This is a genomic window from Sodalis sp. RH21 (genome assembly GCF_047324175.1).
GTDB lineage: Bacteria > Pseudomonadota > Gammaproteobacteria > Enterobacterales > Enterobacteriaceae > Acerihabitans.
In genome coordinates, this window is record NZ_CP178732.1 from 3,349,327 (window position 1) to 3,371,037 (window position 21,711).

The following is a 21,711-nucleotide window of genomic DNA, read 5'->3' on the forward strand; positions in this document are numbered from 1 at the left end:
CGTGGATATTCAATCGTTAATTGCCCATGCCCGCCAGGTTCGCCGGGATATCGTCACCTTGATCTATAAATCCGGTATAGGCCATCCCGGCGGCGCGCTCTCCATCGCCGATATATTGACCTATCTCTATTATTGCGAAGTCGACCTGACCCAGGCCAAGCGCGGCAAAGTCGTCATGAGCAAAGGACATGCCGTCGCGGCGCAATACGCGCTGCTGCATCAGTTTGGCTTGGTGGATGAAACGGAATTCTCCACCTTCCGGCAGATTAATTCCCGCCTGCAAGGACATCCGAGCATCAAAACGCTGCCGCAGGTGGATGCCACCACCGGGCTGCTGGGCCAGGGATTATCCGTGGCTTTAGGCATGGCGGCGGCGAAAAGATTACGCGGCGAGCCGCAGCGGGTTTTCGCCATCCTGGGCGACGGCGAAATGCATGAGGGCCAGGTCTGGGAAACCCTGCAACAGGCCGCGCATATGCGGATGGATAATCTGGTGGCGATAATTGATTACAACGGTTTCTCGTCCCACGATCCGGTAAACGAGGTGATTAATCTGGAGCCGCTGGCGGAAAAACTCCGGTGTTTTGGCTGGCACGTGCTGGAACTTCACAACGGTAACGACATGCATCAGGTATTCGATACTTTCCAACTTATTCACCATTTACGGGGAAAACCCATTCTGGTACTCGCGCATACCGTTAAAGGCGCCGGCGTCAGTTATATGGAAAATAATGGCGACTGGCATTCGAAAACCCCGACCACCGAACAATTTAATCAGGCAATGGAGGAACTGGCATGAAAGCACCCCGCGATATGATTGGCCAGGCATTGATCGCCCTGGCGGAGCACCATTATCCGGTGGTGGTGGTGGACAGCGACCTGGCCAGTTCCACGCGTACCGATCAATTCCAGGCGCGCTACCCCGATCGGTTTTTCGAAATGGGCATCGCCGAAGGGTCGGCCATGAGTTTCGCCACCGGCCAGGCGCTTGAAGGACAGATTCCGTTTTATGTCAATTTCGCCATGTTCGTCACCGGCACCGCCTGGACGCAGCTTCGCCAGCTGTGTTATGCCAAAGCCAATGTCAAACTGGTCGGTTCCCATCCGGGCATGGATGACGGCCCCGACGGCGCATCGCATCACGCCCTTGAGGATCTGGCGCTTACCCGCGTGCTGCCGAATCTTACGGTACTAACCCCGGCCGATGCGGAGGAAGTGGCGGCGGCATTCGAACAGGCCGCCAATATTGACGGCCCGGTCTATATCCGCGTGGCCAGGGAACCGATGCCGGTGCGCGATAAATCGGTTATCCCGCGCATAACCGATATCGGCGTCATTGAACAAAGCGGCGATGAGTTTGCCATCCTATTCGAGGGAACCTGCCTGGAGCAGGCATTGTCCGGTTACCAGCTGTTACGACGGCAGGGATTGCGCGGCAAAGTTATCCATGTCGCCACGCTCAAGCCCTTTAACGAAACGCGTTTTGCCGAGCTGGTCCGGTCGACGGGCGCGCTCGCCACGGTTGAAAATCATCAGATCGCCGCCGGGCTCGGCGGCCTGATATCCGAGACGCTGATCAAACTGCGCCTGCCGCTGCCGCTGGCCCGGATTGGCGTCACGGATACTTTTACCGAATCGGGCAACAGCCGGGAGCTAAAGGAAAAATACGGCATCAGCGGCAAAGCCATCGCCCAAAAACTCACGGAGTTGATAGGGTAACCCCCCGGTTGGCGGCCGGTGTCCGTCAACCTCAGGAGACCACCATGAGCGCTTATCTGTTCGGCACGCGCTGGGCGCTGATTGAACAAGCGGACAGTTGGCGACAGGCCATTCATTTGGCCTGCCGGCCGCTAATTGAACAAGGGATTGTCGATACCCGTTACCCGGAGGCCATCATCGATAGCGTCATCAAACATGGGGCCTATTTTATCCTCAGTCCGGGTTTTGCCCTGCCCCATGCCCGGCCTGAGGAAGGGGTGATAATGCGCGGGGTCCATTACTCTTTGCTCAAGCTGCGCCAACCGGTAGTATTTCCCGGCGGCGATGCCGTGACGCTGTTGATCGCCCTGGCGGCGTCCGACGGCGGCCAGCATATCGAGGCCATCAGCCGTCTGCTTTCCTGGCTGGAAACAGACCAGCGTTTAGCCGCATTGCTGGCTATCACGGAACCAAACACGCTGGCCGATATGCTGGCGTCACCCAGCCGGCGTGGCATGGGCCTTCAATGAAGGGATGGTTGAAAACACCTGGGCGATAAAGTCCATAAACAGAGTGCGGACGTTTTTTATCCGCTTATATTTCGGTTAATGGCGGTGCTGGGCGTGGCGCGCAGTGTGCGTTGACCGGCCAGCGCCACCGTCACCATAACGACTCCCGCGGCAATGGGTACGCCGAATCCCGCCCGCGCGCCGCAGGCGTCGATGATCTGGCCGCCAAGCGCGCCGCCGAGCGCCACGCCGATACTGATACCCGTCGTCATCCACGTCAGTCCTTCGGTAAGCTTGGACGGCGGCACAATCACCGTGCCCAGATTCAAGACGATGACCATTGTCGGCGCAAAGGACAGGCCGGCCACGAAGATCATGCCCGTCAGGATGTAAACGTCCGGCGAAAGCATGGGCAATATGGCGGTTACCGCCGTTACCAGTATCCCGACCAGGAACTGCCGTTCAATCGGTAAGGCAATCCTTAATGCGCCGAACGCCAGGCCGCCGGTCATCGAACCGAGCGCATAGGCGGCGAGGATGAAACTGGCGGCCGTGGGCCAATGCTGTGCGTGGGCGAACGCAACGACGGCCACATCGATCGATCCCCCAATCAAGCCCATCGCCAGCAGCGCCAGCACGATAATACGAAGGCCGGGGTTACGCAGGGTCGAGAGTCCGCGCTCCCTGCCGCCCATGGCCACCTCCGGCTCCGTCTGCCGTTGCAGCACAAAGGCCGTCACGCCAATCACCAGCAGCAGGACGGCCACCAGCGGCCCGGCTTCGGCGAAAACGATCGTACTCAGGCCGATGGCCAGCGGCGGGCCGATAATATAGGCCAGTTCGGTCAGCACCGAATCGAAGGAAAAGGCCGCGTGCAATTGCGGCTTGCCGCGGTAAAGCGCGGTCCAGCGCGCCCTTATCATGGCGGACATGTTCGGCATCGTGCCGGCCAGCGCGGCCAGGATAAAAAGCAACGGGGCCGGGGCCCTCAAATAGGCGGCAATCAGCAGCGCCAGCAGCATCGCAATACTGAAGGCGGTCACAACGGGCAGCACCCGGCTCTGACCGCGCTGGTCAACCAGTTTCGATACGTGCGGGCCGATAAGCGCGCTGGCTAAGGTAAACGTGCCCGCGACCGCGCCGGCCAGCCAATACAGGCCGCCCCGCTGCACTAACATGGTAATGATGCCGATGCCGATCATTGCCTGCGGCAGGCGGGCGATGGAACTCGCGATCGTCAATCCCATGACGCCGGGGGTGGTCAGAATTTCGCGATAAGGATTGGCCATGCTATCTCCAATGGGTCATTCGGCGCCGATGAGGATGGGGACGTTCTGGTTTTCTTTGGGGGGGTCGTGATGGGGGCCGAACCAAAGCAACAACTAAATTAAATCAATATCTATCAAAAATATAGATTAATTGTCGAATCCGGTCAGAGAGCCGGAATGCGGCACCGCCCGCTGCAGTTCCCCGCGGCGGGCGGTGGCTTTTACGCCGGTGAGCAACAACGCCGGCCTGCGGCCCCTACCCGGTTGCTGGACCGGATAGCCCGTTGCGCTGGCGCGGCAGGGGGAGTGCGGCTACGGCTTAATGTCACGCGCCTAAGACACCACGCCGACGGTTAGGATGAGATTGGCAAAGCGTTTCGCCTCTCCCGAGGCGATAACCAGCAGCGTATCCTGTGATTTGGCGATGGCATAAAATTCATTTCTGCCGACGAAAGCGATATCGGTATCCGCCGGCAGAATCGCTTTATACTCCGCTTCAATCGTATTATCAAAATCGGCGGGATACTCCATAAAGGTCACCGTCTCTATATTGATGTATTTAACGATTTTCTCCAGGATAACCGTGCTGCGTATCATTCCGGGCGCCAGGTTAAGATAAATAATGACGGCATCACGCGCCGAGTTGGTGACAAAGGAATAATTACTGTCGGTAATGACAATATTGGTCTTGTGTCCGCATTTAGCCAGGCAGCTTAATAATTCAGGGTGCAATATTTCAGATTTGATCATGATGTTTCCTGGAAAAATGCCAGGCGTACCCGCCTGGCATAGTGAGTCGCGCCCGTCTGCGAGCGATATATTACATGCGGTAAATACCACCGTTAATATCTATCGTGGCCCCGGATACGAAACCATTATATTCCGCGGCCAGGAATTTGATCACCCGCGCAACATCTTCAGCGGTGCCGGCCCGGCCCAGCGGGATGGCGCTGATGGTTTCGTCGGCGGATTCTTTGGTGGTGTGCTGATTATGGAACCGGGTACCCAGAATCAGTCCCGGCGCCACCGCATTAACCCTGATGCCATACTGGCCCAGTTCAGCCGCCAGAGAGCGGGTCCAGGCAAGGACGGCGCCTTTGGTGGTCGAATATGCCAGCGAGCCCGAGTGGCCCCCCGACCGACCGGCCAGCGAGGCCAGGTTGACGATGCTGGCGCCATCCGGCGCCTGTTTTAAATACGGCAGCGCGCTTTGCGTCACATTCAGCATGGTGGTCATATTGACGTCAATTACCGTTTGCCAGAATTGGCTATCTATTTCGCCCAGCCATTTCCGGGCGATAATGCCGCCGACGTTATTAACCAGAATGTCGATGCCGCCTAAAAATTCCGCCGCCGCCAATACGCATTTTTTCGTATCGTCTTCATCGGTTAAATCAGCATAGCCATAAGCGGCTTTTTGTCCTAAAGAGGTCGCCAGGTCGACGAGTGCCTTAGGGCCCTCCTCATTGCTGAAGAAATGGATATAAATATCACAGCCCGCTTCGATCAGCTCGGTGGCCGTAGCTTTGCCAATGCCCTGCTCCGCACCGGTAATAAAAACTTTTTTTCCTGACAAACTGCCCATATTGATCTCCTGCTTTTCAGTGTAAACGTGTGCGAATGACATGTCGCTTGCTGGTGAATCCGTTATTGCCCCCAGCGTTTTCTCCTGCGCCGGGCAATAGGGAGCCTTGCCATAGATGGCTAATTAAATTTCCCCGGGCCGGCGCTATTATTGCGTGCCCGGGGCTTGTTCAGAAAAAATTAAGATTCAGTACTGCCAATGACCGATTGACGACAAATCAACTGGGGAGGAAATAAAAACTCTCCCGGCGTAATCGACGGATTTTCAATTCTGGCCAATAGTCTTTCCACCATCATGGCGACCATTTCCGTTAATGGCGGCATCACGGATGTCAGCGCGGGGTGGACCAAATCAGCGAGCGGGATATTATCGATGCCGACGACGGAAATATCCTGCGGAATACGGACGCCCACGTCCCGCAGTCCGGCCATCAGTCCGATACCCAACGCATCGTTGATCGCCACAATGCCATCCGGGCGCGGGGTCTGTTGCAGCACTTTGGCCGCCAGGGAGCGCCCCAGCTCGGTCATTTCGGTATCGCCATAGGCCACGAGGGCCTTACCTTCGATGACCTGGGCGCGATCCATCAGTCCGTGGCTCCTGACCGCGGCAAAAAAACCTTCGATTTTATGCGCGCGACTGATGGTCAGAAAGGCTTCGGTGACAAACGCCAGTTGCCGACACCCCCGCGCAATCAGATGTTCCGCCGCCATCCCGCCGGCCGCGACGTTATCCATCGACACGCTGTCGAAGGGCAAGTTCCCGAGCCGCGCATTGCTTGGCATACGGCTATCGTAGTTCACCATCACCAGCCCGAGCCTGGCGGCATTGGCGAAGTGCGGGCGCTCCATGGCGCTGGCCGCCACAATCACCCCCTGCACGCCGTGCGCGAACATATCTTCCAGGAAGGCCTGTTCTTCGCCTTCCTCGCGATAAGTATTCCCTAACAGCACCCGATACTGGCGCGCTTTGGCGGCGCGGTCGACTTCGCGCGTCAAAACCGCAAAGCTGGGGTTGACGATGGACGGCACCAATAAACCAATCATCCTGGCCTGCCCGGTCTTGAGCTGCTGCGCCACCCGGTTGGGATGATAGTTTAACTCCTGCATGGTCTGCCTGATGCGCTCCAATGTTTCCAAACGCATCTGATCGGTGCGGCCGTTGAGCACATTGGAAACGCTACTCACTGAAACCCCGGCGTGGCGCGCGACATCCCGAATATTTGCCATACATTCCCTCTTCACTTTGCAGCCTGGCGAAACAATATCAATAACCGGCCAGACGGGGCAGCCAGGTGCTGAGCGTCGGCACCAGGGCGACCACGATAATCCCGAACAGCGAGACAACCAGATATTTAATCATGGGTCGGATAACATTTTTCATTTCCACCCCGCAAATTGCGCAGGTGGTGTATAACCCTAACCCGATGGGCGGAGAGAACAGGCCAAACCCCATGGCGAGGATCATCACGATACCAAAGTGCAGCGGGTTAAACCCCAATTGCACGGCGATAGGCACCAGGATGGGGGCGAAAATGATCAGCGCCGGCGCGCCTTCCAGCACGGCGCCGAATATGATCAGCAGGACAATCGTCAGCATCAGGAATACCCAGGCGCCCTGCTCCATGCCGATGCCGACCAGAAATTCCGCGATTCTCTGCGGGATCATCTGGATGGTCAGCACATAGGACAGGCTGGTCGCGCAGGCCACGATAAACAGCAGGACCCCCGACATGGCGGCGGTATCGATAAACATTTTTACCGTTGCCCGCAAGGTCAGTTCGCCAAAGGCCAGCCGGCCGACGACAATGGCGTATATCACGGCAAAGGCGGAGATTTCGGTCGATGTGGCGATGCCCATCATCACGCCGCGGCCAATCATAAAAATCATCGCCAGGCCGACGATGGCGCCGAGCCACAATTGCAGGCGCGGGCGCATCTGCGGATAGGCATCGCTAATGTTGATTTTGCCGCCGAAGCGGTTAGCCGCAATCAGCAACAGTACCAGCAGGCAGGCGGCCGGAATCAGCCCGGCGATAAACAGCGCGCCGATGGAGAGATTCGCCACGAACCCGAGGACGATTAAGTTGACGCAGGGGGGAATGGTTTCGGCAACCACCGCGGAAGCGGCAAACACCCCGGCGGCTTCTTCGCTATTTTGCTTCGCGCGGCGCACGGCCGGCATTAACACCCCGCCCACGGCGGCGACATCCGCCAGTTTGGAGCCGGAAATCCCGGAGAAAAACGCCATCGACAGCACGGTGGTCATGTTCAATCCGCCGCGAAAGCGCCCCATGCCGCGCACCACCAGTTCAACCAGCCGGGTCGACATACCGTTGATTTCCATGGCGGCGCCGGCCAGCAGAAAAAAAGGAATCGCCAGCAGTACGAAATGGTCCACGCCGGCGATAACCTGCTGGGAAAAGAACACGAAAGGCAGCGACGGATCGCAGATAAAAAACACCATCGCCGACATGCCCAGCGTAAAGGCGATCGGCACGCCCGCCAGGATGCCCAGCAGGAAACAGATCAGCATCAATCCCGCCGCGGCGGTCGAAGGGTCGGGCATCAGGGAAAGTTTCAGGTAGCCCAGCAGGGCCAATGCCACAATACCCGCGCCGCTAATCAGCACCACTTTGGCGCGCTCGCGCAGCGCGTGTTCGAGCGCCGCCACCATCATGACCACCGAGCCGATCAGCACCGGGATCACGTAGATGATTTGCGGCAGGCCGGTTTCCGTGGTTTGCATCCGTGACGCCTGGCCCAGATCGTAGCTGGAAACCACCAGTCCGACGGCGACCAGGAACAAGACCCAGCGGCTGGCGTGGACGATATAAGGACGTATTTTTTCAGGAATAAACCGCAAAAACAGGTCGACCCCGATATGCCCGCCGCGTCCGGTAGATGTGGCGACCCCGAAGAACACCAGCGCAATCATCATGGCGCGCGCCACTTCTTCCGCCCACTCGATGGGGGAATGCAGCGCATAACGCCAGATTACCGAGAGAAACACCACCAGCACGTTAATCAGCAAAACCAGGGCGCCCGCCCAGGAGGTTATCGTTGTCAGGAATTTACTGAGCCGACTGAGATAAACCAGCGGTCCCGCAAGCTCTTTTGTCGCCATAGTTGTGTCTACCATTTTGAACCTCTCAATGGTTCCGGTCAGAAGATGGCCCGGCGTAAAGCCCGGGCCACTGGAGCATTACTGCGCGCTGGCAGACGGGTCGGCAGCGTTGATATCGTCGACGACGGGCTTCATTTGCGGGTATTTAGCCAAGAAGTCGTCCCAAACCGGTTTGACTTCGCCGCGCAAATAATTCCGGTCGATTTCGCGGAAAACCATGCCTTGCTCTTTCAGTTTTTCCACCGCCTTCTGCTCGATTAAACCGGATTGCTGGCGTTCATACTGCGTGGCTTCTTTCGCCGCCGCCAGCAGCTCGGGGCGCAGCGGTTCCGGGATTTGCTGGAAGCTGTTGTTATTCATGGCAATCATAATAGGGTTATAGATGTGCTGCGTCAGCGTGGCGTTTTTGGCGATTTCATAAAATTTGTTGGCCAGCACGGTAGCGGAATCGTGTTCCAGGCCGTCGATCACCCCCATTTGCAGACTGGAATAGACTTCCCCGCCCGGCATCGGGATGGCCACCGCCCCCATATGGTTGATGGTGGCGATAAAATTGGGGACCGGCAGCACGCGTATTTTGAGGTTTTTCAGATCCTCGGGTTTCTCGATCGGCTTTTTGGTGTAGATATTTCTGGCGCCCAGGTTGTATGCATAGCTAAGCACCACGACGTTGGCTTTTTTCAGCATCAGATCGGACAGCGTTTTGCCCGCCGGACCGTCCAGCGCTTTGCCTACCTGGTCGAAGTTCTTAAACAAATACCCCAGATCCAATACGCTGATTTCCGGCACCAGGGTCGCCCAGATGGAGGTCCCGGAGATCATCATATTGATGGCGCCGATGCGTACCTGTTGGGTGGCATCGGCCTCTTTGCCCAGCATGCCGTTCGGAAAATAGTTGAGTTTAATCTGGTCTTTCAGATGCGCGTTGTTTTCGATATTGGATTGAAAACGCTTAAACCAAATGTAGTGGGCGGAGTTTTCGTCCGCCGTCAGCGACGAGTAGACGCGCAGATTGACGGCGGCCTGAGCCAGCGTAACCGCGCTGCCCGCGGCCAGCAAAACCGAGCTTAAAAATGTGTAGACGAGTGCTTGGTGTAAAATAGGGTGCCGTTGAGTTTTCATCATCAGATCCTTCAGCGTGGGCATGCAAAATTATCGTTCCCGACGAGTAAAAAAGGGGGCTGGCGGGAGCAAAAGGTTGGTCATCTTTTTTTCTGTAACGTTACACTAAAACGTCACAGTGGACGATATAGAGGAATTTTTACCCGATCAACCGTTGCTTGGCGAAATGGCCAGGGAAGTATTAATTTTGTGAAGCAAGCCAAAAATGCGCGGATGTAACGAAAAAATGATACAAAGTTCAGTCGGTGTTTAGTCACAGTTTACTAAACGCCGGGAATACCGAGGCCAACGCGATCCGGCGCGATAGCGTAGTCCGGCCCGGCATGCCCGAACGGCATAAGGCTATCAATGGCGGAAAACGCGGCCCAGTCCCGCCATCCGATCCAAAATAATCATTGCCGCAATAGAAATAAGAATCAGCGAGCTTGCCAGCGCAGCAGCGACGGCGTCGTACTGGAATTTAATATAGGAATAAAGCTCGACCGGCAACGGCGTCCAGCCCGGCGGCGATAAGAAGATCGAAATTGGAAATTCATTCCAAGATAAAATAAAGCACAAGACCATGCTTGATATTATTCCTGTGCGAATCGCCGGCAGCGTGATCTTGATAAGCGTCCTGAAACGGCCCGCGCCCACATTGCGCGCCGCCTCCTCGCAGGAAGCATCGAACTGATGCAGGCTTGCGGTTAATACCCGCAGCGCATAGGGTACTAAATGCAGGATATGGCCAATCAGGAGCGCTACCAGACCGGCGCCGAGGCCAATTTTGACAAAAAATATATACAGCGCCAAACTGAAAATCGTAGTGGGGATTAGCAGCGGCGACATAATCAGCAGGTTAACGCATTTTTTGCCGCGGAAATTATAGCGGGTGAGCGCCATGGCGGCAGGCAGCACCAAGATATTCGCCAGCAGCGCCGAAACGACGGCCAGGCACAGACTCACGCCCATGGCGTGTAAAAAGCTGTCGGATGTCCAGGCGGCATAGAACCAGCGCAGCGTTACCCCCGACGGCGGCAGAATGAATTCCCTGGGATTAATGGAAACGATCAGCGTAATTAAAATGGGAAATACCAAAAAAAACATCACGATAATGGTGAAAATACGCAGCCCGCACTGTCCAAGATCGATAGGCTTCATTGTACATTCTCCAGCTTTCTTAAAATCAGCCGACCAAAAATCAAGGTTAACCCTATGATGACCACGGCATTAACCACGCTCATGATAATGGACAAGGCGGAACTAAAGGGTAAATTATTATTCAGCAAGGCCTCGCGATAAATTACCAGGCCGAGCATTTGCGTATTGCTGTTGCCTATCATCATGGGTACCGAAAAAGCGGAAAAATTCAGCGCAAATACAATCACTATTCCGGCATATAAGCCGGGCATGGTCAGCGGAAAAGTGATTTTCCAAAATGCTTTCCACGGGCCGGCGCCGACATTGCGTGCCGCTTCCGCCAAAAAAGGGTTGATTTTTTCAATGGAATCCACCAGGGACAGCACCATATAGGGGATGCCGATATAAATTAACAGGATTACCACGCCCTTGATATCCCACATATAGCGGACAGGCTCATCGTATATATGCAGCGATATCATTAATGAGTTGAGCAAGCCGCCGCCGCGGAAAATGACTATCCACCCATAAACCAACGTCACCAGGCCGATAAGCAGCGGCGCGATAGTCAAAGAAAGCATGATATTGCGCTGTAACCCCTGACATTTGGCGATATAAAGCGAAACGGGATAACCGCAGATAACAGAAATAATAGTGGCCAAAAAAGCAATTTTTAATGAAAACCACAGCGTATTGACGAGATACCATTTACTGCCGAGGAATTTCATGTAATTGGCGATATCCGGCGTATAGACATCGACGGCCCCGCCCGCTGCGCCATTCAGACTGGTCCGGATGATCCATATTAATGGCATAATGGAAAATACGAGTATTATCGCCAGCACTGGTGAAATTTGGGGGAATATTTTGCCAAACATTCAATGCCCCCCTTCGAATGGAATGACCCGCAGGAAATCGGGTTCGATCCGCATCCATACCGGCGTACCGTTTTCATAGACTTTATCAATGTTATGCACTTCCGCCCTGAAGATTTTATTTTCCCCGGTCAAAATACTGTAGCGCACCACCGCGCCATAATATTCAGATAAGACAATCCTGCCCTGGAGTATATTTTCTGCCGCGGGCGGCGCACCGGTAATCACTTTCAGCTTTTCCGGCCGCAGCAGGCCCATAATGCGCCGCCCGGCCTGTATGGATACCGGTTTGGTTGTGCGTATCGTCAGCCCGGGCTGCAAACAAAGCGTTGAATACCCTGCCCCGTGTTCAACGATATGTCCTTCAAGGAAATTGGTGATGCCGACAAAGTCGGCCACGAATGCGCTGCCCGGCGATTCATAAAGCTCATGGGGAGCCGCGATTTGTTCAATGTTTCCCTTATTCATTATCACCACCCGGTTCGACATGGACAGCGCCTCTTCCTGATCGTGAGTCACGTACAGGGTGGTCATTTTCATTTTACTTTGCAATTCTTTGAGTTCGCGGCGCATGGAAACGCGTAGCGCGCGATCGAGGTTGCTTAGCGGTTCGTCCATTAACAGCAGCTCAGGCTCCAGCGCCAACGCGCGGGCCAGCGCCACGCGCTGTTGTTGGCCGCCGGAAAGCTGCCTGGGCAGGCGCGACTCATAGCCCGCCAGACCGACCACCCCCAGTGAGTCCTCAATTTTTTGCCGAATAAAAGCCTGGTTTTTTTTGCGCAGCCTTAAACCAAACGCCACATTTTCAGCCACCGTCATGTGAGGCCATAACGCATAATTTTGAAAAACAAAACCCACATTACGTTTTTCCGGCGGTAGATGCGTCACATCGCGGCCATGAACTTTAATCGTGCCGCCGGAAGCCTCGACAAAACCGGCAATCATACGCAATGTCGTGGTTTTGCCGCAGCCGCTCGGACCAAGGAGCGATACAAACTCGCCTTGTTTAACATTAAATGAGACACCATTAACCGCAATGGCATTTCCATAACGTTTAACAATACTATTGACCTGAATCACATTATCATTCATACCGTTCACATTTAATATTAAGAAATATTCTGGGCCTGAGACGTCTAGACTCACATTTAGTTAGCTGAACAAATATATTTACTTATCAAATCGTATTATTGCGATGAAAGCTCATTAATATTCTGCTGCCATTGCGCTTTATGATCGGTGATTTTTTGCTGATCGGGTAAATATAAGCGATTAAATGCCTCATCTTTAACCAGCAGATTCGCATATTTGAAATCGGTAGGAATAGTGACATTTTTCACCGTCGGGGCATAGAGGTTGCGCGTGGCAAAGGCCAGTTGCACTTCCGGGCTTAAAATATAATTCACAAATTCTTGGGCCATTTTCTGATCTTTGGCATATTTAGTAATATTAATGGTAGTAATTAATGGGAAAGTTCCTTCTTTGGGACGCGTAAACGCAATGTTTGTCACGCCTTTTTCATAGAGCTCTTTCATACGTCCCGTCGCCATCATTCCCAGCCACGCATCCCCCGTCTGGAACAAAGACACCATCTGGCTTTCAACATCCAGCGCGCCAATCAGATTGCCGCTCTTTTCAAGTTCGGCCATCTTTTTCAAGCCGGGATCGATATTATCGATGCTGCCGCCATTTTGTTCTGCTTGCATCACCGTCAGGCTTAAGGTGGGAATATGATCAAAACCATAAATCACGACATGGTCTTTATATTTGTTATCCCACAGGGCATTCCAGCTTTGCGGCGCTTGCGGGATTTTATCTTTGTTGTAAGCCAGAACATAATCGCCGACATTGGCATAAATGGTATAAGGCGAGTAGACCGCGTTACTGTAAAGATTAGCCATATTGGGAATGGTCGATTTATCCAGCTTGGTCCACAGCCCCTCATTCTCGCCGGCAATAGAGTTCAGCAGCGTATTGGTCACCACATCCACTTGGCCGAGACGCGCTTTTATCAAATGATCCGGGCTGGACCCCACCACCCATTGAATATTGCAGTGATATTGATCTTCAAATTTTTTGGCCACCGACTCATAGGTTGCCTGATAACTTCCCCCCCACGTGGTGACGCGCAGATCGCACGCGGATACGGCGAATGACGTTATAGCGGATAAACAAACCACGGCGGCCAGCGATGCAACTTTGGAATTCATTTTACTCTCCTGTGATAGATTTATTTGACAGAAAACAAAACAATGACTCCTATCCCTTTTTGTGACAAAAGGCTTCAACGCTTATATCCAGAATAATTCGGGATGCGGAAGGCTCGACACAGATAATCCCCAGAAGCTTACTCAAGTAAGTGACTGGGGTGAGCACGGAAAGCCAACGCATCTGCAACTTGAACTATGTCGGATATAACATTCCCAATAAGGCTTACTTTTTATTTCTGGCCCGCAGCTCGCTTAATGAATAGCGCGCATGGATGGTTTCCTGCTCGATTTCCAACTCAATCAGGGCCGGTTTACCCGCTTGTAAACACCGCTCGAAAGCCGGCATGAATTCGCCGGTAGCGGCGACTTTTTCGGCATGGGCGCCGTACGCCCGGGCTAATGCGCAGAAGTCCGGATTCACCAGATCGGTGCCGTGCGCCCGTCCGGAAAGGCGATTAACTTCATGGATACGAATGGTGCCATACAGGTTGTTATTGAAGATGACGATAATAATGGCGGCGCCGTATTGGACGGCGGTAGCCAGCTCTTCGCTGCTCATTTGAAAACAGCCGTCCCCCACCAGGCAGACCACCGTCCGCTGCGGGAACAGCAGCTTGGCGGCGATGGCGGCGGGAAGGGAATATCCCATGGTGCCGCTGATCGGACCCAATTGGGTGGACAGGGCATAATGGGGGAAATAGCGCTGGCTCCAGGTCGCGTAGGCGCCGACGCCGTTGGTGACGATGGCGTCCTCCGGTAACTTTTCCCTGAGCCGGCCCATTATGGCGGGCAAATCGATCTTGCCCGGACAAGGCTGGTGAGCCACTTCCCGCAGATAGGCGGCGCGCAGCGTTTGCATCCATGCACGGTGCTGCGGTTTATCGATCGGCCGCCGCTGTGCCAGCGCTTGCGCAAAATCACCCACCTCGGCCACCAGCGCCAGCTCGGTGCGGAATACGCGGTTCAAGTCGCCATGATCCGGCATGACATGGACGATTTTCTGTGTTGGGCACGGGATGGAAAAAAGGGTAAAGCCTTCCATATAACCCGCGCCAATGGTATTCACATCGCTCAAGGCATCATTGCAAACCAGAATAAAATCGGTATCCCGAATGTGTTTTAACAGCGCCGGATTGGAACCAATGCCGATTTCTCCGGCATAGCAGGGTAGACGATGGTCGATAATATCCCGGCGGCGAAACGCCGTGACCACCGGAATAGAATTTTGCTCGGCGAACCGCTGAATGTCATTACGCGCCGTAACATCCCATCCGCCGCCCCCGACAATCAGCAACGGATTTTCAGCCGCGCTCAGCATGGCGAAGATGTTATCGATATCCGATTGGGCCACGGCGCCGGCGCGGGAGGGCAAGGCGGGAAGTCCCGCTTCGACCCGGCACGTCTCCTCAAGCACATCTTCCGGGATAACCAGCACCACGGGGCCTTTGCGGCCGGACATCGCCGTTTGATAAGCGCGCTGGATAAATTCGGGGATACGCGCCGCGCTATCAATCTGCCCGACCCATTTGGTCATGGGACGAAACAGGGTGCGGAAGTCGTAAGACATAAAGGCTTCGCGCTCCAGGATACTGCGTTTCACCTGGCCGATAATAAGTATCACGGGAGAAGCATCCTGGAAGGCGGTGTGGATGCCGTTAACCGCATTGGTGGCGCCGGGGCTGCGCGTAACAAACACGATCCCCGGCCGCCCGGTGAGTTTGCCGTAGGCTTCGGCCATTTGCGCGGCGCCGTTTTCGTGGCGGCAACAGATACTTTGGATCTCCGGATGGCGCATCGCCAGCGCATCCAGTGCCGACAAAAAACTTTCTCCGGGCACATGCCAGACCATATCCGCATGATTGATATTTAATTCGTCGGCAAGAATTTCGCTGCCTTTTCTGAGATCCATAACGCGCTCCGCAAGCCTAACCAATCACAAAGGGATTTTCGATTTCATCGGCGGTAGAGATCCACACCGCCTTGGTCTGCAAATATTCATAAATACCCGCCACGCCGTTTTCGCGGCCGAGTCCGCTTTTCTTATAACCGCCAAACGGCGTGGTATAGGAAATATCGCGATAGGTATTAATCCACACGCTGCCGGCCTCAAGTTTTTCCGACATCCTCAGCGCCAGGCGTATATCCGATGTCCAGATGCCCGCCGCCAGGCCAAACTCGCTGTCATTGGCGATAGCGAGCGCCTCTTCGGGTTCATCAAAGGCAATGGTCGACAGCACCGGGCCGAAAATCTCTTCGCGGGCGATTCGCATATCATTATTCACGCCGGTATAAATAGTGGGTTCAAGAAAGAAGCCTTCCTGACACTCTTCCAATGCCGGGCGTTTACCGCCCATCAGCAGTTCGGCGCCTTCCTGGCGGGCGATATCGATATATTGCAGGATGCGATCGTATTGCATCTGATTGGCGATGGGTCCGATACAGGTAGCGGGATTGCGGGGATCGCCGATGCGCGCCTGACGCGTAAAAGCCGTCAGTTTTTCCAGAAACCGCTCCTGAATGCTGCGATGCACCAGCAAACGGGAACCGGCGATACAGGTTTGGCCGGTAGCGCCAAAGATGCCGCCGACCACGCCGCGCACCGCATTATCCAAATCAGCATCAGCAAATATGATATTCGGCGATTTTCCGCCCAGTTCCAGGCTGACGCGTTTGATATCGCGAGCGGCCAGGGAATAGAGATGGGACCCCGTGCGGGTCGAGCCCGTAAAGCCGACATGGCGGGTTAATGGGTGCGCCACCAGCGGCTCGCCCGCTTCGCTACCGAACCCGGTCACCACGTTAATGACGCCGGGCGGGAACCCGGCCTGCTCCACCAGCTCCATTAGCTTTAGCGCGGTGGCGGACGTATGTTCGGCCGGTTTCATCACTAGGGTATTGCCGGCGGCCAGAGCGGGCGCGGCTTTCAGGGAAAACAGCAATAACGGCGCATTCCAGGGAACAATACCAACGCAGACGCCCAACGGTTCATGGCGCGAAAAACTCAACGCGGGTTTGTCGCAAGGATGGACGGCGCCTTCGATTTTATCCGCCAGGCCAGCGTAATAACGATACCAATGAGGAATGTAGCGGATTTGGTGGCGCATCTCCTCAAGCAGACGTCCGTTATCCCGGACTTCCAGCTCGGCGAGCGCATCCGCATGGACTTCGATCAGATCCGCGAACCGGTAAAGCACCCGTCCCCGCTGCGTGGGATGCATCCGTCCCCAGGGACCTTCATGAAAGGCGTGGTGCGCGGCCTTGATAGCCCGATCGGCATCGTCCTTATTCCCTCGGGGAATAAGTGCCCAAGGCTTGGCCGTATAGGGGTCCACCGTTTCAAAATATTGGCCTGACGAAGGGGCTAACCATTCTCCGCCGATATACATGGCCAATTTTGGCAGTTCTGTTGCAGACATACTTTCTCCCGATGTAGAGATTTGCATCCGGCTTTGCGGTTTGCAGGGTGACTATGTTGCAGACAGATATAATTGATATCACTATTGACAGTCAATGATATAACTATAGGAAAAAAGTATAGATAAACCGCAGACGATCCCCCCTGATGGACGCTATAATGTCAATTATCACGAAGAAATATTTATATAAATTACTGATTTTTAATATTTAAATAAATAATCCCTTTTTAAATGCAAAGTGATATCAGTTAAGACGGAAAATGATGAATAACGATCAACCGCTGTACGAACAAATCAAAATGGCCATCGATCGGCGTATCGAGGCCCAGGAATGGCCCAGCGATTTTCAGATACCCACGGAGTCCGTGCTGGCCGAAGAATTCAGCGTGTCGCCCTTAACGGTAAGACGCGCCCTGCGCGAACTTCAGGCCGAAGGGGTATTGATTCGTATCCAGGGGCGCGGAACCTTTGTCGTCGGCCCGAGGATGCAATGCGCCGTCTTTACGCTGCCGGATATCGCGGATGAAATCGCCCAAAATAGCGGCGTGCACCACTGCCAGGTGATTTTCCACGGCGTTCTGCCCAAGGAGAGCCCGTTGCGCAGTATGTTGCCCCTGCCAGCCGATCGGGCGATTTATCATTCGCGTTTGTTGCATCTGGAGGATGGAACCCCGATCCAGATAGAAGAACGCTTCGTTAATGCCGCGCAAGCGCCGGATTATCTTGAGCAAGACTTCACGGTAACGCCGCCGCATTCGTACTTGTTGCGCAATACCACCATTACCACCGTAGATAATATGATTCGCGCCGTGCGGCCAAACGAGGAAGCGCAGCAGCTATTGCAGATAGATGACTCCCAGCCCTGCTTGTTGCTTGACCGTTCCACCTGGTGTGATGGCGTTCCAATCACCCGCAGCCGTTTTCTCTATCCGGGAGATCGATATCGCCTGCGCAGCTCGCATGAAGCGCGACATGGCCGAATGACGCCTTCCATGTTCAATGTAAAAAACAGATAAGGTCTTAACTATGCGGGAGTTTATTCGTCAGCTTGAAGCGCGCGGGGATTTGCTGGTAGTAGAAAAAGAGATCGATCCTTACCATGAACTCGCGGCCGTCACTTATCAGGCGCAAAAAAAATGGGGAAAACCCATTTTGTTCAAAAAGGTTAAAGGCACATCATTTCCCGTGGTGACCAATGTCTATGGCAGCCGCTCGCGCCTTGCCGAAGTGATTGGCATTAAACCCGAGGATTTTTGCCGGCGGTGGAGCAATCTGGCGTCGCTGGCGGCGAATAACCCGACCGGTGGTATGCCGGAGGGGACCCAAGAAGAGATTAAATATATCGATGTTTCACTGTCTGATTTGCCGCTGATTACCTATTCCGACCGTGATGGCGCGCCCTACTTCACTTCATCCATGTTTATTGCTAAAGATCCGGAAACCGGCATAGGCAATTTATCTTATCACCGCGCGATGTTCATCAGCGATAACGAACTGCGCTGCCGGCTCGCCCCGCGCCATCATCTAACCATTTATCATGAAAAAGCGGAAAAAATGGGCCGGCCCCTGGAAGCGGCGATGTTGATCGGCGCGCCTTCACAGGCGTTTCTTACCGCGGCGGCGCCGCTGCCTTATGATGTCGATGAACTCAAGGTCGCGGAACAACTACGCGGCGCCCCGATTGCGATGCGTAAATGCAAACACATTGACCTTGAGATCCCCGCTGAAACGGAAATTGTCATTGAGGGACGTTTTTTGCCCAATGTGCGCCGTCCGGAGGGCCCTTTTGGTGAATTTATGGGCTATTACGTGCCGGTCGGTCCCAACGCGGTATTCGAGGTGTTAGGCGTAACGGCCCGGCAGGATGCGGTCTTCCACTCTATTTTGTGCGGCTCCGCCGAAGAAGTGCTTACCCTTGAATTGTCCGTGTCGGCCAATATCTATCAGCGTCTGAGCGCCGCCTTGCCCGGTATCGTCAACGTCGCGTGCCAGCCTTTCGTCAACCACGCCGTTATCCAGATCGAGCCGCAGTTCGAGGGCCACGCCCGCCAGGTCATGCTGGCGGCTATCGGCGCCGAGCCCATATGGGCCAAGGTGATCACCGTGGTGGATCGGGACGTGGATATCAATGATATGGATGATGTCATGTGGGCGATTCTGACCCGCTCGCGGCCGGACAAAGACATGATGATTATCCCCGATACCCCCTCTTTTTATCGCGATGAAGCCAAAGATCATTGGGGACGGCTGCTTATCGACGCCACCAAGCCCTGGGGACGCGAAGAGGAGTTTAAGCGCAAAAAAATCCGGCTGGCCGACGACGTTAATCTCGCCGACTGGTTCAAGGAGGCATAATGTCACAGCGGCCGCGGCTTATTGTCGGAATCTCAGGCGCCTCTGGCGCCATCTATGGCGTACGGGCGCTGGATTTATTGCGCCATAGCGGCATCGAGTCCCATCTCATCATCAGCCGCGCCGCGGTGCTGACCTTACGGCAAGAGCTTGGCTTATCCCGCCAGGCCCTGTTTGACAAGGCGGATGTCACCCATGCCGTGCAGGATATCGGCGCCACCATCGCCAGCGGTTCGTTTCGCACCATGGGGATGCTGATCGCCCCTTGTTCCGTGCGCACCATGTCGGAAATCGCCTCGGGCATGACCTCTTCTTTGATGAGCCGCGCCGCCGACGTAATCCTTAAGGAAAGGCGCAGGCTGGTGCTGATGGTACGCGAGACGCCTTTACATCTCGGCCATTTGCGCACCATGGCGGCGCTTACCGAAGCGGGCGCCATCATCATGCCGCCGGTGCCGGCTTTTTATACCCGGCCGCAAACCATTGATGACATCGTCGATCACACGGTGGGCAGAGCGCTGGATCTCTTTGGTATCGAAACCGCCGCCGTGTCCCGCTGGGCCGGCATGCAGCCCACCGCAGCGGGGGAGCAGTAATGGAAAAGGCGTTTCCGGCCAGTGGCGCTCGCACGGTCCATGGGACGATCATCGGTATTATCGTGCTTGATACCGGATTTGAACGCCTGCCGGGGGATATCGCGCACGCGGATACCTGGCCGTTTCCGGTGCAGTTTCGCGTCGTGCGCGGCGTTCGCCCGGCGGATGTGATTAACGGCGACCCGACGCGGGCTTTGCCGGCGTTCTTCGCCGCAATTGATGAGCTGGCCGATCTGGGGGTGAGCGCCATCACCACCAGCTGCGGTTTCCTTTCCGCCGTACAAAATGAACTGTCCGCCTACGCGCCGGTGCCGTTTCTTTCTTCCGCCCTGCTGCAAATCCCCCTGATAGAACGGACGCTGCCGGCGCAAAAACGGGTCGGCGTCCTCGTCTCGGACCTGGACGCTTTAAAAGATATTCATCTGCTGGCTATCGGCGTCGCGCCGAACCTGCCCATGGCGGGTTTGCCGGCGGACAGCGTGCTACGCACGAATATGCGGACTAACACGGTGGGCGTTGATCGCCAGGCGCAGGAGCGGGAGGTGGTTGCCGCCGCCGGGGAATTACTCAAGGCCTATCCCGACATTGGCGCGATTGTATGCGAATGCGCTAATTTCCCGCCCTATTCCGCGGCGATTGCCCGCCGGTTTGGTCTGCCGGTCTATGACATAGTCACCCTTATCCAATGGTTGCATATGGCGCTGGCGCCGCCGCGGTATTCATCATGACGCGCCGGTATGACCTGGTCATCATCGGCGGCGGCCTCACAGGCGCGGCCCTGGCATGGGGCGCCGCGCGCGCCGGCGCGGATACCCTGATGCTGGACGGCGGGGACAGGGATTTGCGGGCCTCGCAGGGCAACTTCGGCCTGGTCTGGCTCCAGGGCAAAGGCCTTGGGCATCCCGCTTATATGCACTGGTCTTTGACCGCGGGCAGACTATGGCCGCAGTTCGCCGAAACGCTGGAACGGGAAACCGGTATTCCGGTGGGCTGGCGCGGCGGCGGCGGGCTGCATTTTTGTTTATCGGCGCAAGAATTTACGGACCGCCGGATGTTGATCCAGCAAACCGCCGCGCAAGGCGGCGACATCGACATTCGCCTGATCGGCCGCGAGGCGCTGAAAACCATGCTGCCGCAAGTGGGACCGCAGGTTTTCGGCGCCTCGATGTCAAACCTGGATGGCGAAGCCAATCCGCTGCTCTTGTTGCGGGCCTTGCATGCCGGCTTTATTCAGCACGGCGGCGTCGGGCAAGCGGGATACGTTGTCCAGCGCATCGTTGCGCAAGACGCTGGTTTTGCCCTGTATACGGATAACGCGACGGTTTACGCCAGGCGCGTCGTACTTTGCGCCGGCCTGGGCATTACGCCTCTGGCGCGCCAGTTGGGCATGAACGTTCCCCTGCGCCCTGAACGCGGGCAAATCGTCGTCACCGATCGGATTCGCCCGTTTCTGCCCTATCCTTCCAACCAGATTCGGCAGACCCGGGAAGGCACAATATTATTAGGCAGTTCACACGATGATGCCGGTCTCTCCACCGGTACCGATGTCCAGACCATCGGCAAACTATGCCACCTCGGCTGCCGCATTTTCCCAGCGCTGCGCCAGGCACGCGTGGTTCGCGCCTGGGGCGCGGCGCGGATCATCACTCCGGATGGTCTGCCGGTGTATGACGAAGCAGAAAAATACCCCGGCGCCTATGTTATCACCTGCCATAGCGGCGTAACGCTGGCGAGCGTGCATGCGCTGTGCCTGGGAGCATCACTGGCGCGGGGAACGCTTGGCCCCGCCCCAACGGATATGAGGAGCACGCGTTTTGCGATTTCAGTTGATTGAA

General features: G+C 55.5%; 20 protein-coding genes. 8 read left to right on the forward strand and 12 right to left on the reverse strand.

What is annotated here, in order from left to right; all coding sequences use genetic code 11:
* Position 1: 1 nt before the first annotated feature.
* The 3 genes from ACL2XP_RS15330 to ACL2XP_RS15340 are packed head-to-tail and all read left to right on the forward strand — an operon-like array spanning position 2 to position 2,228.
* Positions 2 to 799, forward strand: coding sequence for a transketolase (locus ACL2XP_RS15330; RefSeq protein WP_413733632.1), 798 nt, complete (start codon positions 2 to 4; stop codon positions 797 to 799).
* Positions 796 to 1,719: a transketolase family protein gene (locus tag ACL2XP_RS15335; RefSeq protein ID WP_413733633.1), complete on the forward strand. Its 924-nt coding sequence runs from the start codon at positions 796 to 798 to the stop codon at positions 1,717 to 1,719. The genes ACL2XP_RS15330 and ACL2XP_RS15335 overlap by 4 nt, the downstream gene beginning before the upstream one ends.
* A gap of 44 nt (positions 1,720 to 1,763) precedes the next feature.
* Entirely contained in the window at positions 1,764 to 2,228 is a 465-nt protein-coding gene (locus tag ACL2XP_RS15340; protein ID WP_413733635.1) for a PTS sugar transporter subunit IIA, read from the forward strand.
* Between the two features lie 56 nt (positions 2,229 to 2,284).
* Here ACL2XP_RS15340 and ACL2XP_RS15345 read toward each other — a convergent pair whose 3' ends face one another.
* From ACL2XP_RS15345 to ACL2XP_RS15400, 12 genes are all read right to left on the reverse strand, one after another.
* Entirely contained in the window at positions 2,285 to 3,496 is a 1,212-nt protein-coding gene (locus tag ACL2XP_RS15345) for an MFS transporter (protein WP_413733636.1), read from the reverse strand.
* Positions 3,497 to 3,808: 312 nt separating this feature from the next.
* Positions 3,809 to 4,225 (reverse strand): RbsD/FucU domain-containing protein, encoded by a 417-nt coding sequence (locus ACL2XP_RS15350; RefSeq protein WP_413733638.1) that lies wholly within the window; start codon positions 4,223 to 4,225, stop codon positions 3,809 to 3,811.
* Positions 4,226 to 4,295: 70 nt separating this feature from the next.
* Positions 4,296 to 5,060: an SDR family NAD(P)-dependent oxidoreductase gene (locus tag ACL2XP_RS15355; RefSeq protein ID WP_413733639.1), complete on the reverse strand. Its 765-nt coding sequence runs from the start codon at positions 5,058 to 5,060 to the stop codon at positions 4,296 to 4,298.
* A 179-nt stretch (positions 5,061 to 5,239) separates the two neighbouring features.
* The gene (locus ACL2XP_RS15360) at positions 5,240 to 6,289 is read right to left on the reverse strand and encodes a LacI family DNA-binding transcriptional regulator (protein WP_413733641.1); all 1,050 of its coding nucleotides are present in this window, start codon (positions 6,287 to 6,289) and stop codon (positions 5,240 to 5,242) included.
* A 37-nt stretch (positions 6,290 to 6,326) separates the two neighbouring features.
* Positions 6,327 to 8,201: a TRAP transporter large permease subunit gene (locus tag ACL2XP_RS15365; RefSeq protein WP_413733643.1), complete on the reverse strand. Its 1,875-nt coding sequence runs from the start codon at positions 8,199 to 8,201 to the stop codon at positions 6,327 to 6,329.
* A gap of 63 nt (positions 8,202 to 8,264) precedes the next feature.
* Entirely contained in the window at positions 8,265 to 9,311 is a 1,047-nt protein-coding gene (locus ACL2XP_RS15370; RefSeq protein ID WP_413733645.1) for a TRAP transporter substrate-binding protein, read from the reverse strand.
* 342 nt (positions 9,312 to 9,653) lie between these two features.
* Entirely contained in the window at positions 9,654 to 10,448 is a 795-nt protein-coding gene (locus tag ACL2XP_RS15375; RefSeq protein WP_413733646.1) for an ABC transporter permease, read from the reverse strand.
* Positions 10,445 to 11,305: an ABC transporter permease gene (locus ACL2XP_RS15380; protein ID WP_413733648.1), complete on the reverse strand. Its 861-nt coding sequence runs from the start codon at positions 11,303 to 11,305 to the stop codon at positions 10,445 to 10,447. Before ACL2XP_RS15380 ends, ACL2XP_RS15375 begins: the two co-directional genes overlap by 4 nt.
* Positions 11,306 to 12,394 carry an ABC transporter ATP-binding protein gene (locus tag ACL2XP_RS15385; RefSeq protein ID WP_413733649.1) on the reverse strand — a complete coding sequence of 363 codons (1,089 nt, stop codon included), beginning with the start codon at positions 12,392 to 12,394 and terminating at the stop codon, positions 11,306 to 11,308.
* A 95-nt stretch (positions 12,395 to 12,489) separates the two neighbouring features.
* The gene (locus tag ACL2XP_RS15390; protein ID WP_413733651.1) at positions 12,490 to 13,590 is read right to left on the reverse strand and encodes an ABC transporter substrate-binding protein; all 1,101 of its coding nucleotides are present in this window, start codon (positions 13,588 to 13,590) and stop codon (positions 12,490 to 12,492) included.
* A 145-nt stretch (positions 13,591 to 13,735) separates the two neighbouring features.
* Positions 13,736 to 15,421: a thiamine pyrophosphate-binding protein gene (locus tag ACL2XP_RS15395; RefSeq protein WP_413733653.1), complete on the reverse strand. Its 1,686-nt coding sequence runs from the start codon at positions 15,419 to 15,421 to the stop codon at positions 13,736 to 13,738.
* A gap of 16 nt (positions 15,422 to 15,437) precedes the next feature.
* The gene (locus ACL2XP_RS15400; RefSeq protein ID WP_413733655.1) at positions 15,438 to 16,928 is read right to left on the reverse strand and encodes an aldehyde dehydrogenase; all 1,491 of its coding nucleotides are present in this window, start codon (positions 16,926 to 16,928) and stop codon (positions 15,438 to 15,440) included.
* A gap of 260 nt (positions 16,929 to 17,188) precedes the next feature.
* Here ACL2XP_RS15400 and ACL2XP_RS15405 point away from each other — a divergent pair, with 260 nt between their 5' ends.
* The 5 genes from ACL2XP_RS15405 to ACL2XP_RS15425 are packed head-to-tail and all read left to right on the forward strand — an operon-like array spanning position 17,189 to position 21,710.
* Positions 17,189 to 17,944, forward strand: coding sequence for a UTRA domain-containing protein (locus ACL2XP_RS15405; RefSeq protein WP_413733657.1), 756 nt, complete (start codon positions 17,189 to 17,191; stop codon positions 17,942 to 17,944).
* A 10-nt stretch (positions 17,945 to 17,954) separates the two neighbouring features.
* On the forward strand, positions 17,955 to 19,283 hold the full coding sequence (locus ACL2XP_RS15410; RefSeq protein WP_413733658.1) for a UbiD family decarboxylase: 1,329 nt from the start codon (positions 17,955 to 17,957) through the stop codon (positions 19,281 to 19,283).
* Positions 19,283 to 19,876 (forward strand): UbiX family flavin prenyltransferase, encoded by a 594-nt coding sequence (locus tag ACL2XP_RS15415; protein WP_413733660.1) that lies wholly within the window; start codon positions 19,283 to 19,285, stop codon positions 19,874 to 19,876. The genes ACL2XP_RS15410 and ACL2XP_RS15415 overlap by 1 nt, the downstream gene beginning before the upstream one ends.
* Positions 19,876 to 20,604 carry an aspartate/glutamate racemase family protein gene (locus ACL2XP_RS15420; RefSeq protein WP_413733661.1) on the forward strand — a complete coding sequence of 243 codons (729 nt, stop codon included), beginning with the start codon at positions 19,876 to 19,878 and terminating at the stop codon, positions 20,602 to 20,604. The genes ACL2XP_RS15415 and ACL2XP_RS15420 overlap by 1 nt, the downstream gene beginning before the upstream one ends.
* Positions 20,601 to 21,710: an NAD(P)/FAD-dependent oxidoreductase gene (locus ACL2XP_RS15425; RefSeq protein ID WP_413733662.1), complete on the forward strand. Its 1,110-nt coding sequence runs from the start codon at positions 20,601 to 20,603 to the stop codon at positions 21,708 to 21,710. The genes ACL2XP_RS15420 and ACL2XP_RS15425 overlap by 4 nt, the downstream gene beginning before the upstream one ends.
* Position 21,711 lies beyond the last annotated feature (1 nt).